Origin of the sequence: Alteromonas sp. CNT1-28, assembly GCF_022348345.1 — a bacterium.
GTDB classification, from domain to species: Bacteria; Pseudomonadota; Gammaproteobacteria; order Enterobacterales; family Alteromonadaceae; genus Alteromonas; species Alteromonas macleodii.
The window spans coordinates 84,094-97,962 of sequence record NZ_JAKREZ010000004.1 but is presented as its reverse complement, the minus strand read 5'-3'; the positions used below and the strand labels follow the sequence as shown (position 1 = coordinate 97,962).

Genomic DNA, 13,869 nt, shown 5'->3' with positions numbered 1-13,869 from the left:
TCGAGCGAGCGCTTTTTATCAAAGCGCTCGAACTCAATATGGGCGCTCTGGTTACGCGCTAAGCAAGTGTGTATATTCTTCCTTCATTTGAAGGAATGAGCCCTTGCTGATGTTCGCTAAAGTCATCTTGTAGCGCGCTCAACCCTTCACGCTCTTTAACGTTTAACCAACCGGCGCTCCACACAATGGCTTTTGATACAAATCCGCTACTTAACTTCTGGTACTCAGCAACCCCAATCTCAGACATACGCTGCTGTATATGAGCAGGAGCAAGGAAGAACTCCTCATCGCTTGACGGCTTAATGTCCTGCCAGTGAGTAAGCCCTACGCTGATGTATCTTGTTAGGTGTTCACCAAGTTTATGTTTGATGGATGCTTTAACCTGAGCATTACCTGACATGTCGACCACAACAGTGCTTTTCAGTTGCAACATGTCCAGCTGTTCATAACCAATAACGGCGCTGTATACACCCAATGCTTCTAGTGATGCAACACGCTTTTCAGAGGTTACACCTATTGCGTTAATACCGGCTTCTTCAAACGCAAAAGCAAGCCCTAAACTGGTTTTGCTTGAAGCACTTAATACTAATAACTGCTCTCTTTGTGCCCCAGGTATAGCATCGACCACTTCTGATAAACAAAAGGATGTTGCGTAAAGCGGCCACAGCAACATCTGAAAGTTTTCTTGCTCGTGCTGCTTAGTGCTTATTTCAGCGTTAGCGTGGGCCGTTAGTGAAGGAAGTGGTCGGTAGACATTATACCCTTGGGGCAACTTCAAACGATGAGGGCTACAGTCTATTAAATTGTTGTTTGTCACCGTAGTGTTAGCCATAACCAAATATTCAGCGGGCGGGAAATAACCAAGGAAACGACTTCCTACTTCTACCGCATCGTTGTTAGAGCTAATTACTTGACCCACGCCCCATACCGGAATAACACCCCAGTTTTCGTTACTACTTGTATTAATGGGTGGAAAAAACTGCCAATAACCAAGCTTGTCACCCACCATATAATAGGTCAAGTTATTGGCAGTAAACGCGAACCTTTCAATTTTGATTACTACGTTTTTTGCCTTTCCAGCACCCTCTGTCTGCGCGTTATCAGGGCTATCAACTGTTTGCATTATCCGAAAGCGATTTGGGTTCGTTTTGTCTATTTGAAACTGTTTCATCGATATTTATAACCTTTTAAAGCTGTCCGCTCGCTTTTAAGCTGTGTATGTAAGTCATCAGCTTTTGCATGGCCGGTGCCGCTGCTTGCTTCAATCGCCCTAACACCTGCATTTTTTGCATATCGTCTTTTGCCACGCCGTGTACTATTTTTGAAAAGCCATCTAGTCGACAATGGTAGATCCACGCTTTAAGCGCTGGGTCTTCACCCCAAATTTGCATGTTTCGTAACATTGCTGCAGTCATTGGTAACCAATCGATGTCGCGATTAGGCAGTGGAACCACTTGTGTCAGCATCTGCTTTTGTTGTTCATCGCTGTAGGCCGCCTCAACGTGAGCAATAAGCGCCGCACTAAAAACAGGTTGATAGGCACGTACTGTTTGAGGGGTGATGGTGTTGCCATCAAACACCGCTTTCATCTCTAAATTAGTAAGTGCAGAAGCTGAGCAGTCAATAACCAACGCGTTATCTGGCATACTCCACGTTGTATCTTCAAATCTGAGCTTATCGCGGCTGATATGTTTAACCCGACCTTGTCTAACGACAGATGGTAGAGTTTGTAAGGCTTTAAGCTCTAATTCGCTCACCGTTGCGCCGTGAAACATACTGGGCCTTACTTTCTTATCAATACGCAGTAAAACGCCACGCTCTTCCAATTTGTCGAACATATCCTCGATGGAAGTTGACGCTGCGATAGCTTCCATTTGGTTTGCTTGTGCTCCAATAGAGTCAAAGAAGAAGTCATTCAAGGGCTGGGTATTTTTCCGGTTTAGTAACCAAGCATCTCGCGATACTACCCAGTGGATATTATGCGGGGCGACGTGATTTTCAAGCAGCCATAGGCAGGTATCAATACCCGTTTTCCCCCCACCGACAACCACATAGTTGTCAAAGCCTTCGATATTTTCAACTACTGTATTAACCGGCGTAAATGCAACGTCGTCGTCGCGGGTAAAGCTAGGTTTATGAGTAAGCGGAATATTAGTGTTTAGATAAGTGGCATCAACGATTTTCTTGTTAACCGTAACGTTATAGTGCTTGCTATTTAACATAGAAACAAACTGGTTATTGCCCTTGTATTCGCAAAGCGGGTAATACTGCACTCGGTTTGAAGGCAAAAAGGTTTCGTTCATTACCGCATCGAAATACGCACTCACTTCTTGGCCTGAAGCTAATCCCATTAGGCCTTCATTCAATCCTGTTTTATCAATAACGCCACGATTTAACTCTTTTGAACACACGCCGTAAAAAGCAGAAGGCTGGTGAAGAGTGACAAAGGGATAAGCATAGTTCCAATGCCCTCCGGGCTTCGCATTTTTATCTATAATCAAAATGTTAGCGTTAGTTTCGTGAAGTAGTACGTCAGCAAAAGCCATCCCTACCGCGCCAGCACCAACAATTAAATAATCGCAGGTTAATTGCTCAGTTTTCATATATAGTGTCCTTATGAACAACCTGCGGGCAGGCAGGTTAAGTGTTAAACCAAGAGATATAACGGCGTTATAAAACCACTTTACATAACGGTGTTATATTGCGCAACATGTAAATGATGTGTAAATGAAAAAAGATACGCGACAAAAGATCTTAGACGCTGCCTCAGCACTGTTTTTGAAAGGCGGAACGAATGCACTTAGCGTGCGTGCCATTGCTGACGGTGCGGGTATGTCAACGATTGGCATCTATAGCCATTTCAAAGGTAAGCAGGGTATTTTAGATGCGCTCTACATCGAAGGTTTCGAATTAGTTGAGCGTGAAATGTTGGCAGCCGATGGCAATACTGCGGCAGAAAAAGTGATTAATGGATGCGAGCGTATTTTAACGTTTTCAGAAACTCATGCGGCCCATTATCGACTAATTTTTGCTTCTAATTTGAAAGACTATACGCCATCAGATGAAGCTATCGAAGCAGGTGAAAAAGCCTTTATCACGCTAACTAAGCTTACCGCTGCGTTAATTAAAAAAGATCTGTCTGTTGAAGAAAAGCAAGATGTAGCTATGCAAGTATGGGCACTAAATCATGGTTATATTACGTTGAATCAGCACGAAATTAGCAACCGTATTACTTGGAACAATTGGAAAGAACGCGCACTTCAGGCCATTCGCTTGCACGTTTACGCCCTAGTCGCTACCCAGTAAAAAAGGGGTCAGAGTACATTTTAATAAAGTACTCTGACCCCATTTACTCTATTTGCTGGCTACCGCCTTTCTCACCCGCTCACCATAGTCGCTATCAGCTAGGTCGTATTGAACGAACATTGCCTCTTGAACGTCCTTAGTAGCTTGGCTTAGGCCGTCAGCAATGTTGTTTACCAGCTGTTGTTTTTGATCTTCACTCATAATGCGGTAAAGATCACCGGCCTGTGAGTAGTTATCTTCGTCACGGTTATCGTAAATATCTAACCATGCGTCTTGCTCTAGCGGCATAGGCGGCTCTTGAACCTCTGGTGCTTCAGCCGGCTCACCAACTCGCGCGCGATTATTTGGATAGAAGTTGGCTCCACTTCCTGCAAGTGCTGGGTTAATTCCCGCAAAGGCTCCATCTCTTTGATAATTGTGCACTGGACAACGCGGCGCGTTTACCGGTATTTGGTTGTAGTTTGCACCAATACGGTATCTGTGCGCATCTTGATATCCAATTAGTCGCGCTTGAAGCATTCTGTCTGGCGACGCACCAATACCCGGTACCAAATTGCTCGGCGCGAACGCGGCTTGCTCAGTTTCTGCAAAGTAGTTATCAACATTACGGTTTAACTCCAACTGCCCTACTTCAATTAATGGAAAGTCGCTGTGCGGCCACACCTTCGTTAGGTCAAACGGATTAATGTGGTAATTACGCGCTTCCTCTTCATTCATAATCTGCACATTTACGGTCCACGATGGAAATTCGCCGTTATCAATGCTTTCGACCAAGTCTTGCTGAGCGCCATAAGCAGGCATCTTTGCCGCTTCTTCGCTAGTTAGCGTTTTAATACCTTGGTTAGTTTTAAAGTGCCATTTCACCCAATAGCGTTCGCCTGCGTTATTCCAGAAACTCAACGTATGAGAGCTATAGCCATTCACATGGCGATATGAAAGTGGAATACCGCGATCAGACATCAAGATTGTCGATTGGTGTAATGACTGAGGGTTGTTCGCCCAAAACTCATACACGGCCTGCGGATCCGGCAAATTCGTACGCGGGTTTTTCTTTTGACTGTGAATGAAGTCAGGAAACTTGATGCCATCTCGTAAGAAGAATACCGGAGTATTATTTCCTACCATGTCCCAGTTTCCCTGTTCGGTATAAAACTTCACTGAGAAACCACGAGGATCACGGGCATAGTCACTTGAATCCTGACCACCACCTACGGTAGAAAAGCGCAAAAACACGCCAGTTTTTTGCCCCTCTTTTTGCAGAAAGTCTGCAATAGTGTAGTCAGATAAGCTCTTAGTTAGCGTAAAGGTGCCATATGCAGCACTGCCCCTTGCGTGAACTACACGCTCTGGAATTCGCTCGCGGTTGAAGTGCGCAAGCTTCTCAAACAAATAATGGTTGTCGAACGTAACCGGCCCGCGTGGCCCCGCTGTTCGACTCTGATTATCATTGGCAACGGGCGCACCATTGCTAGACGTTAGCGTAGTAGGTTTTATAGCTGCACCTGAAAATGGACACTTACTCATTGCGAATTCCTTCTGTTTATTTCTCACCGATTTTTAGTCTTACTAAAATTGGGTGTCAGTGTGTGATTAAAGAAATGGTGTTAATCACGCTTTTCGTTTAAACAGATAGTCGCTGATTTAATAAAACAATTAAAACGAACAAAATAGATAGTTATAATCGTAATTACTGAATCATTGTCCAAAATTGGTTTCATGCTTAGAATGCATTGATGTGGTGTTATCAAGACAGCAAATACGCGAGGCTTTTTATGTCGCTGTATTTAATGTCAGGTAAGCGTTAAGCGGCGTCTCGCCTGTTATTAAGCCAGCACAAGGACGCTTTAAGGCCACAGCACATTTGTCTCTCTGCGTATTACTTTTTTGCAATGAAAGTCTAGCTTTGACCTTTGTCCGTAACTAAAGAGACAAAAGTTTGTCTAATGCTAAGGGCTTGAGACATGACAAAGCCACTCATCTTCATTACTGGTTTTTTAATGCTGTGCTTGATTACTTTTGCGTCTTGGAAAACCTTTGAAACATTAAGCCATTTCAACGATAAAAATAACGAGCTTTCTTTTATGGGCAGCTCAGGATGGCAATGGCACAACAAATCTCAGGGGCTTCAAATAAAACGAGTCGATGGCTATTTGCCTGCGCTGAGAAAAGTATCTAAGAGCAAAGAATATGCATCGCTCATTACGATTACAGAAAACGGCAGCTATCGCGGCTTTGTGTTTTTCGACCAAGATTGTGAAGAAGGCGCTATTGTCTCTGAGAAAGTAACTTACGCCGATACCAAATCACCACAAATTGAAGTGTTGCACTGCCTTCATGGAAAGCTGGTGTACATGAAAAACTGGCCGGCAGTGCCCACCGAACGCTGGAGAGGTCGTGTGGGCAATTTTGAATTTAATGAAGCTTTGAATGAGTGGGATTTCACACCACTTCAAAAAGCCTATTTGAAGAGTGTTGCAGAGCTCATCTGAAAATTGGGGTCAGAGTACTTTTTTAAGCCATTGGAGCAGAGTAGGTTCTGCTCCCGCTTTATGTTGATGCCCTTCCTTAGCCATTCTGATGCTAAAAAGATGACAAACATAACTAAAGTACTCTGACCCCGTCATTTGAGTAATGTACTCTGACCCCATTATTTAGGCTTTGGTGAGTGCGTCGTCGATATCTTTTGCGCTGTGGCGGTTTTCTAACTGACCATCGTCACCCCAGGTCTTATTGACAATACGGCCACGTTTAACGCCTTCTCGCTGCTCTAGTTGCTTAGCCCAGCGGATTAAATTGGTGTACTCGTGCACTTGAAGGAAAGTGGCTGCATCGTACAGATTTCCGAGCACTAAATTACCGTACCACGGCCATATAGCCATGTCAGCGATACTGTACTCGCTACCTGCCATGAACTCATTGTTTGCTAAGTGCTTGTCTAGCACATCTAACTGACGCTTAGTTTCCATGGTAAAGCGGTTGATAGGATATTCCATTGGATATGGCGCATAGCTGTAGAAGTGCCCGAAACCACCGCCTAAGTAAGGCGCTGACCCCACCTGCCAGAACAGCCAGTTGAAACATTCCGCCTTTGCATGGGCGTCTTGCGGAATGAACTTACCGAATTTTTCCGCCAAGTAAACTAAGATTGACCCAGACTCGAATAGCTTGGTTTCTGGTGACGTTGTCGTGTCGACCATAGCAGGAATTTTACTATTCGGATTGACGTCAACAAACCCAGAAGAAAACTGATCGCCCTCACCAATGTTAATCAGCCAAGCGTCGTATTCTGCTTCGCTCACGCCAGCTGCCAACAACTCTTCAAGCATGATGGTAACTTTCTGGCCATTAGGCGTAGCTAACGAGTATAGCTGCAAACCATGTTCACCATTAGGACGAGCCTTCTCATGGGTAGCGCCTGACACAGGACGATTAATGCTGGCCCACTTGTTGCCATCATCCTCAGCCTGAGTCCAAACTTCTGGTGGTGTGTAGTTACTTTCTGTCGACATAGCAATTCCTTTAAATGACTTTATCGTTAAGGTTAGTGCAATACATAGCTACTAAGAACAGCTTTTAAAGACTTATAGCTCAACGGTGTCGACTAATAAACGGCGATATACGTTTATTGACATAAAAGAGCCGCGCTTTAGCTTTATCCAGAGCGCGGCTTTATGAATAAAAGGCGAGCAGTCCGTTGCCCGCAAACTGGAACTATCGATAGTTGCTATAAAGCTTTATGCCAGCGATAACTGAGGCAGAATCGATAGCGTGTAAAAAGGATTAGCTGCGAATTACTTAACCTCGTAGTAGGCATCAATTAAGTCGGACTCATCCAGATAAGCAAACATTTCACTTTGCTCATCTACTGGGCTTTCTGAAACTGTACTAGCAGCCATTTTAGCAGCCTTTTCATCTTGTGCTGCAACATCAACATTAGGTGCGTCGCAAGCTGAGAGTGTTGCAAGAGCGGCCATAACTAATGACGTAGAGAATGAGCGCTTAATAATTCGCGCGTAGAAAGGACTTACCTTGTTTTTTAACGTGGTCATCAATAACACCCCTTGCTCCTTGTTGTAACTATAAAGAGGTATATCAATCATTGTGCCAACAATAATTAATCATTTAATAACAGTGGGTTACTAACTTATTAACGAGAATACATATGAGCAACACATAGGAAATGTTGCGCATAGGCAACACCATATTACATTTGGTTGGAGTTCGGCCGCGAAATGGATGAAGTTCCAGCAGTGAGACGGTGGCTTACTTCAGCTTTTGGGTTGTAAGTCATGGTGAAAGCGTTGCTCACAAGTACAAAAAAAGCAGGCTAAGCCTGCTTTTTTATAACGTTAACGGATACTAGATGCTTACCCGCTTGTAAGGGCGGTACTCTGCTTTCCAGAAGTTACGCTCAATGCTGGCGCGCAATGCGTCGTCAGACATTTCAAGAGCAAGTCCCTGCTCCATCGCTACTCTACCCACCTCAAAAGCAATCTCTCTGCTAATTTCTGCAATGGCAGCAAGGGGTGGCAATAGTGAACCCTGACCCGTGTTGACTAATGGCGACGCTGAAGCAAGTGCGTTACTTGCAGCCATCAGCATTTCGTCACTAATTAGCTTCGCTTTAGATGCAACAACACCAAGGCCAATACCCGGGAAGATGTAAGAGTTGTTGCATTGAGCGATAGGGAATATTTTCCCATCGTACTCTACAGGCTTGAACGGACTACCTGTAGCAATAATCACTTCACCTTCTGTCCATTCAATCACTTGCTCAGGACGCGCTTCAACTTGTCGTGAGGGGTTACTTAACGGGAAGATGATTGGCAGCTCACAGCCTTGCTTCATAGCACGGATAACTTGTTCAGTGAACAAGCCTGGCTGGCCTGAAACACCAATAAGTACGTCTGGCTGCGCGCAGTGCATAACATCAAGTAGTGACGCATAATCTCCACTGAACGTCCAATCAGCCAAGTCAGCATTTTTCTGCTGAAGCTTTTGTTGGAAGTCGCGTAGACCTTCCATGCCTTCGGTTACCAAACCAAAACGGTCAATCATGAACACTTGCTTACGTGCTTGCTCGTCAGTCAGGCCCTCAAATACCATTTGTTGAATGAGCATTTCAGCAATACCACAGCCTGCCGAACCCGCACCCACGAACACCACCTTCATGTCGCGTAGCTTTTGCTGCTTGGTTTTACATGCCGCCAAAATAGTACCAAGGGTAACGGCAGCAGTGCCTTGTATATCGTCGTTAAAACAACACACGTCGTTGCGATAGCGGTTTAATAACGGCATAGCATTTGGCTGCGCAAAATCTTCAAACTGAATCATTACATCAGGCCAGCGTCGCTTCACAGCGTTAATGAACATATCAACGAATTCGTCGTATTCTTCCTGTCCAATACGCGGATGGCGCGCCCCCATATACATTGGGTCGTTTAGCAGCTTTTCGTTGTTAGTACCTACATCTAACATTACGGGCAATGTGTATGCTGGACTAATTCCACCACACGCAGTGTAAAGCGATAGTTTACCGATAGGAATGCCCATTCCGCCAATACCTTGGTCTCCCAAGCCTAAGATGCGTTCACCGTCAGTCACAACAATCACTTTCACTTTGCGCTTCGTAGCATTGCGAACAATGTCATCAAGCTGGTGACGTTCTTCATACGACACAAACAAGCCACGCGAACTGCGATAGATATCTGAAAACTGCTCACATGCATCACCTACAGTAGGGGTATAGATGATGGGCATCATCTCATCGATGTGCTTTTGAATTAGGCGGTAAAACAAGGTTTCGTTATTGTCTTGAATTGCGCGCAGATAAATATGCTTGTTTAGTGCTTCGTCAAAACTGCTGTATTGCATGTAAGCACGTTCAACCTGCTCTTCGATGGTTTCGTACCTTGGTGGCACTAGACCCGTCAGGTTAAACGCCGCACGTTCCCGTGCAGTGAAGGCACTGCCTTTATTCAGTAGGGGGGTTTCCAGCAATGAAGGGCCGGCATGAGGAATATAAAGATATCGCTGTGAATCTTCTGACATTGGTTTTCCGATAATGTGTTCAGGCAAATACATCACCTAAGCCTGAAGCGGCACGCGTCCAACGTGCCTCTTAGTAATTAGAATATTTCTTCTGGCTCGGGCGCAGTAGTCGTATCCTGCGTGGCCGGATCCAACACTTCGTCATCGCGAACATAAGTCGTTGGCTCGGTTCCCTGCAGGAAATATTCGAATAGTGTCGTATGGTCTGTTCGTCTGGTCAACTTTCCACTGGTACGATCAATGCGAACACGCACTATATTCTCTGGTACGGGCATTGGCGTATGTGGTTTATTTTCTAGAGCATGTTGCATAAATCTGATCCACGCTGGCTCAGCAGCTTTAGCTCCATCTTCAATGCCGATCATGGCGTTGCCTATCCAGTTGAATTTCTCTGCATTCTTATTAATAAGGTTTTGGTTTCGCGTAGCTCGCCCTAACTGACGCCCCATGTTGTCGAAGCCTACCCACGTGGTGGCCACCAAATCTTTGTGGAAACCACTGAACCACGTGTCTCGCGAGTCATTCGTGGTACCCGTTTTCCCAGCTATGTCAGTACGCTGAAGAATATTACGAGCACGCCAGCCGGTGCCTAACCAATAGGTCTTCTTGCTCCAATTTCCGTTTGCTCTCACAGCCGTTCGCATCATTTCTGCCACTAAGAAAGCGTTTTGAGCAGTAATAACCTGAGGCGCAATCACTTTTTCTGCAGCTTCGTCATCATCGACGTCGCCAAGTAAAATATCTTGATTTAGTTCAGCGGCAAGTAAGGCTTCAATATCGGCTTCTTCGTCTTCAGGTAGTATTTCTGGATCGCTTTGATTTTCACAACGATTGCACGCCCAAACTGGGTTTGCTTTCCAAAGCTCATCGCCGTTTTCATCAAGCACTTTGCTGATAAAATGAGGGTTTACTAAGTAGCCACCGTTCGCAATCACCGACATACCTCTTACTACTTCAAGCGGCGTATGTGAACTCGACCCAAGGGATACGGTTTCATCAAGTGGAATATCGTCTTTATTAAAACCGAAGCGTGTTAAGTAATCGGCCGTTTCTCTCAGACCAACACCACGCAATAGTCGAACCGATACCACGTTCTTCGATTTACCAAGGGCTTTACGCATTCTAATTGGGCCGTCGTACTCAGCTGGCGAGTTTTGCGGTCGCCAAGCTACACCCGTCGCCGCATTCCATTGGTTAATAGGAGCGTCATTGATGATGGATGCAAGGGTATAGCCACTGTCTAATGCAGCAGAATAAACGAAAGGCTTGATGTTCGAGCCCACTTGGCGCTTGGCCTGTGTTGCTCGGTTAAACTGGCTTTGATAAAAGCTGTAGCCACCAACAACCGCTTCAACCGCACCGTTTTTCGGATTAAGTGCGATAAACGCGCCGCTCACCTCAGGGATTTGCGAAATGCGCCACTGCCCTTCTTGCTGTCTGATATAAATGACCGCCCCTTCTTGAGTCACATCTGAAGCGGTTTTGGGATCACTACCCTGCCTAAAGTCTGTAATGTAGCGTCGGGCCCAATCTAGTCCATCCCACTCGACTGTTATTGCTTTGCCATCTACAGACAACACTTCTATCGACTGCTCATTTACTTTCGTAACAACCGATGGCAAAAGAGGTTTAATGTGAGGAATCTCTTCAAGCACGCGCATGATTGATTCGTTATCCCACTCTTCTCGTGTTGTCTTATCACTTATGTCATAGCTCAATGAAAGTTGTGGAATCGCGTCATCCTTTCCTTCTGGCTTAGGAATATCCCATAAGTAGCCAAGCGCGCCTTTATAGCCATGACGCTCATCATAGTCATGAAGATTTCGAACTACCGCACGCTGAGCAGCTAATTGAAGATCTGACGTTGCAGTCGCAAAAACTTGGTATCCGCCGGTTTCTGCTTCTTCTTTTCCATAAATCTCTACCATTTCGTTATAAATGGTGTCGGCCAAATAAGGCGCATCCACTTCAATTTCAGCACCGTGCTTTTTCGCTGAAACTGGCGCATTCGCAGCTTCATCGAACTGCGCTTTAGTGATGTACTCTTCGTCAAGCATACGAAGTAAAACCACGCGTCTGCGCTCGACAGAACGTTGCGGCCCGCTGATGGGGTTAAGCACTGATGGCGCTTTTGGAAGACCTGCAATAGTAGCAATTTGAGCTAAAGAGAGTTCATTAAGCGGTTTGCCATAGTAAACTTGGGCGGCCGCCCCAAAACCAAACGCTCTATGGCCTAATTCGATTTTGTTGAGGTACAGCTCAAGAATTTCCTGCTTAGAAAGCTCTTGCTCCATGTGCAGTGCTATAAAGATTTCTTTGATCTTTCTGATATAGGTTTTTTCCCGACTAAGGAAAAACCCTCGTGCTAGCTGCATGGTTAACGTACTTGCTCCCTGACGCTTTTCGCCAGTAAGGACTAAACTTACTGCAGCACGCATTATACCAATGGGGTCAATACCGTTGTGTTCGTAGAAGCGACTGTCTTCGGTAGCGAGTATGGCGTTAATTAATTCTTGCGGGACTTCCTCAAGTTTTACGGGGATCCGCCGTTTAACTCCATACTGTGAAATAAGTTTTCCGTCTTTGGTGTATATCTGCATGGGTGTTTGCAGGCGTACATCCTTAAGTACAGTAACACTTGGTAGGTCAGGTTTGATATAAAAGTAGATACCTACCAGTGCTGCAAAACCAAGAAGGCCTGATAGAAAACTACATAAAATAAGTGGTTTGATGTACTTCACTGTAACGGATACCAAGACATTTTGTTGAAATGACGTATATTTTATACGTATGTGTTATCTCTAGAACCATACGCATAAGACTATTAGAGTAACATTGTACTTTAGAGCAACTACCTTTGAAACTGGACACTTGCACATGAAATCGCTGTTTAAGAAAAAGCTGCCGCCCATTGTGGGCTTAGATATAGGCACGCGTCAAATAAAAGCGGTGTGGTTAGAGCAATCGAAAGACGGGTTCGTCCTTCAAGGGTATGCTTGTGAGCCAATCAACAAAATCGCTTTCTCTGAGCGTGATATTAAAGATTATGAGTCAGTAAGCATTGCTCTCAAGAAAATTCGAAAGTCGCTAAAAACAAAATTAAAGCTGGCAAATGTTGCGGTGGCTGGTACGTCAGTGATCAGTAAAATCGTCTATATGGACCCAGAGCAAAGCGATTACGATTTAGAAAATCAAATTGAGATCGAAGCCGACAGTCTCATTCCCTATCCGCTTGAAGAAGTATATTTGGATTTTGAAGAAATGGGGCCGAGCGCAACGCACACTGGAAAAGTAAATGTATTGCTTACCGCTGCGCATAAAGATTTGGTAGACAGTCGCTTGCTGCTTGCAAGAGAAGCTAACTTTGAACCCAAAATTGTTGATATGGAAAATTATGCCATCGGCAATGCCATGGACTTTTTCCATACGCCTCATACCGAAGACATGCCACTTTGCTGTATTAATGTGGGCGCCTCGCTACTTCAAATATGCGTAATAAAAAACGGCGATGTCATCTACACCAAAGAGCACGCCTTTGGCTTAAATCAGCTAATTAACGATATTAGCGCCATTCATATGGTTGAGCGTGAAACCGCAGAGCGTCAGCTACTTGATGGCACGCTGTCTGGAAATTGGGTGGAAGATACGCTTCCTATATTTGCCGCTAACCTACAGCAAAATATCAACCGTGCATTACAAATGTATATGAGTACGCTACATGCAGAGCGCCCCACCAAAATACTGTTTAGCGGCGGTGCCGCTACTATTGAACCGTTAGTCGACATTTTAAAACAAGACTTAGGCCTAGAGGTTGATTGCTTCAATCCGTTTAGCAACATGTCGATAAACCCTAAACTTGATGCCACGAGACTTAGCAAAATTGCACCACAGCTTGCGATTGCAGCGGGTCTAGCGAGCCGGAGCTTTACGCCATGGCACATGTAAATTTACTACCTTGGCGAGAGAAGCAGCGCCAACATCAAAAACAACAATACTTGGCAGGGCTACTTGCTGTTGCCGCCATTGTAGGATTGATTTTTTGGTTCATTGGTCAAGCTATCGACCAGCAAATAAGTAATCAAAACTCGCGTAATCAATACCTTGAACGGGAAATCGCGGTTTTAGATGCGCAAATTGCAGAGATAAAAAAGGTTAAAGACAGTAAAAATGCCATTGAGCAGCGCATGGCATTAATTGAGCAACTGCAAGCAAGTCGCAATGTGGCTCCTATAGTATTTGATGAACTTGCTAAACTCGTTCCTCCCGGTGTGGCCTTCGAGTCTATGACCAGAAGCAATAACCGTATTGAGATTGAAGGGACTAGTGATTCGAACAATCGCCTGTCCGACTTTATGCGCGCGCTGGACAACTCGAAAGTGTTCGTTGCCGCAGAGCTTTCTACCATTAAATCTGACAGCAGTGCAGCGAGAGCGATTAGCAACTTTACGCTTACGTTTTCGATAAACCCCAATGTTGCTCCCCTAGAAATAGAAAGTAGTGAGGCGCAATAAC

At 44.9% G+C, this 13,869-nt stretch carries 11 protein-coding genes; 4 read left to right on the top strand and 7 right to left on the bottom strand.

The annotated features are described in order from the left end of the window. Positions 1 to 58: 58 nt before the first annotated feature. Both MHN02_RS03780 and MHN02_RS03775 read right to left on the bottom strand, forming a co-directional pair. Positions 59 to 1,171 (bottom strand): DUF2855 family protein, encoded by a 1,113-nt coding sequence (locus MHN02_RS03780; protein ID WP_239244621.1) that lies wholly within the window; start codon positions 1,169 to 1,171, stop codon positions 59 to 61. 16 nt (positions 1,172 to 1,187) lie between these two features. Further along, positions 1,188 to 2,603, bottom strand: coding sequence for an NAD(P)-binding protein (locus MHN02_RS03775; RefSeq protein WP_239244619.1), 1,416 nt, complete (start codon positions 2,601 to 2,603; stop codon positions 1,188 to 1,190). Positions 2,604 to 2,727: 124 nt separating this feature from the next. Here MHN02_RS03775 and MHN02_RS03770 point away from each other — a divergent pair, with 124 nt between their 5' ends. Then, positions 2,728 to 3,306 (top strand): TetR family transcriptional regulator, encoded by a 579-nt coding sequence (locus MHN02_RS03770; protein WP_039219244.1) that lies wholly within the window; start codon positions 2,728 to 2,730, stop codon positions 3,304 to 3,306. 48 nt (positions 3,307 to 3,354) lie between these two features. On the opposite strand, the gene MHN02_RS03765 is transcribed toward MHN02_RS03770, so the two are convergent. Further along, positions 3,355 to 4,830, bottom strand: coding sequence for a catalase (locus tag MHN02_RS03765; RefSeq protein WP_239244617.1), 1,476 nt, complete (start codon positions 4,828 to 4,830; stop codon positions 3,355 to 3,357). A 437-nt stretch (positions 4,831 to 5,267) separates the two neighbouring features. Between MHN02_RS03765 and MHN02_RS03760 the strand changes: the two genes are divergently transcribed. Then, the gene (locus MHN02_RS03760; protein ID WP_039225086.1) at positions 5,268 to 5,795 is read left to right on the top strand and encodes a hypothetical protein; all 528 of its coding nucleotides are present in this window, start codon (positions 5,268 to 5,270) and stop codon (positions 5,793 to 5,795) included. A 162-nt stretch (positions 5,796 to 5,957) separates the two neighbouring features. Here MHN02_RS03760 and yghU read toward each other — a convergent pair whose 3' ends face one another. From yghU to MHN02_RS03740, 4 genes are all read right to left on the bottom strand, one after another. Then, positions 5,958 to 6,815: a glutathione-dependent disulfide-bond oxidoreductase gene (gene yghU / locus MHN02_RS03755; RefSeq protein WP_239244615.1), complete on the bottom strand. Its 858-nt coding sequence runs from the start codon at positions 6,813 to 6,815 to the stop codon at positions 5,958 to 5,960. A 282-nt stretch (positions 6,816 to 7,097) separates the two neighbouring features. Further along, positions 7,098 to 7,355, bottom strand: coding sequence for a hypothetical protein (locus MHN02_RS03750; RefSeq protein WP_239244613.1), 258 nt, complete (start codon positions 7,353 to 7,355; stop codon positions 7,098 to 7,100). A gap of 310 nt (positions 7,356 to 7,665) precedes the next feature. Then, positions 7,666 to 9,357 carry an NAD-dependent malic enzyme gene (locus MHN02_RS03745; RefSeq protein ID WP_014978126.1) on the bottom strand — a complete coding sequence of 564 codons (1,692 nt, stop codon included), beginning with the start codon at positions 9,355 to 9,357 and terminating at the stop codon, positions 7,666 to 7,668. Positions 9,358 to 9,434: 77 nt separating this feature from the next. Beyond that, positions 9,435 to 12,098: a penicillin-binding protein 1A gene (locus tag MHN02_RS03740; protein WP_239244611.1), complete on the bottom strand. Its 2,664-nt coding sequence runs from the start codon at positions 12,096 to 12,098 to the stop codon at positions 9,435 to 9,437. Positions 12,099 to 12,234: 136 nt separating this feature from the next. Here MHN02_RS03740 and pilM point away from each other — a divergent pair, with 136 nt between their 5' ends. Next, the gene (gene pilM, locus MHN02_RS03735; protein ID WP_049588773.1) at positions 12,235 to 13,302 is read left to right on the top strand and encodes a type IV pilus assembly protein PilM; all 1,068 of its coding nucleotides are present in this window, start codon (positions 12,235 to 12,237) and stop codon (positions 13,300 to 13,302) included. Continuing rightward, positions 13,290 to 13,868: a PilN domain-containing protein gene (locus MHN02_RS03730; protein WP_014948036.1), complete on the top strand. Its 579-nt coding sequence runs from the start codon at positions 13,290 to 13,292 to the stop codon at positions 13,866 to 13,868. The genes pilM and MHN02_RS03730 overlap by 13 nt, the downstream gene beginning before the upstream one ends. Position 13,869: the final 1 nt, after the last annotated feature.

What these genes read in the sequence shown, in the direction of transcription:
- MHN02_RS03780 (WP_239244621.1), bottom strand. Translation starts at nt 1,171, where the DNA reads ATGAAACAGTTTCAAATAGACAAAACGAACCCAAATCGCTTTCGGATA.
- MHN02_RS03775 (WP_239244619.1), bottom strand. Translation starts at nt 2,603, where the DNA reads ATGAAAACTGAGCAATTAACCTGCGATTATTTAATTGTTGGTGCTGGC.
- MHN02_RS03770 (WP_039219244.1), top strand. Translation starts at nt 2,728, where the DNA reads ATGAAAAAAGATACGCGACAAAAGATCTTAGACGCTGCCTCAGCACTG.
- MHN02_RS03765 (WP_239244617.1), bottom strand. Translation starts at nt 4,830, where the DNA reads ATGAGTAAGTGTCCATTTTCAGGTGCAGCTATAAAACCTACTACGCTA.
- MHN02_RS03760 (WP_039225086.1), top strand. Translation starts at nt 5,268, where the DNA reads ATGACAAAGCCACTCATCTTCATTACTGGTTTTTTAATGCTGTGCTTG.
- yghU (WP_239244615.1), bottom strand. Translation starts at nt 6,815, where the DNA reads ATGTCGACAGAAAGTAACTACACACCACCAGAAGTTTGGACTCAGGCT.
- MHN02_RS03750 (WP_239244613.1), bottom strand. Translation starts at nt 7,355, where the DNA reads ATGACCACGTTAAAAAACAAGGTAAGTCCTTTCTACGCGCGAATTATT.
- MHN02_RS03745 (WP_014978126.1), bottom strand. Translation starts at nt 9,357, where the DNA reads ATGTCAGAAGATTCACAGCGATATCTTTATATTCCTCATGCCGGCCCT.
- pilM (WP_049588773.1), top strand. Translation starts at nt 12,235, where the DNA reads ATGAAATCGCTGTTTAAGAAAAAGCTGCCGCCCATTGTGGGCTTAGAT.
- MHN02_RS03730 (WP_014948036.1), top strand. Translation starts at nt 13,290, where the DNA reads ATGGCACATGTAAATTTACTACCTTGGCGAGAGAAGCAGCGCCAACAT.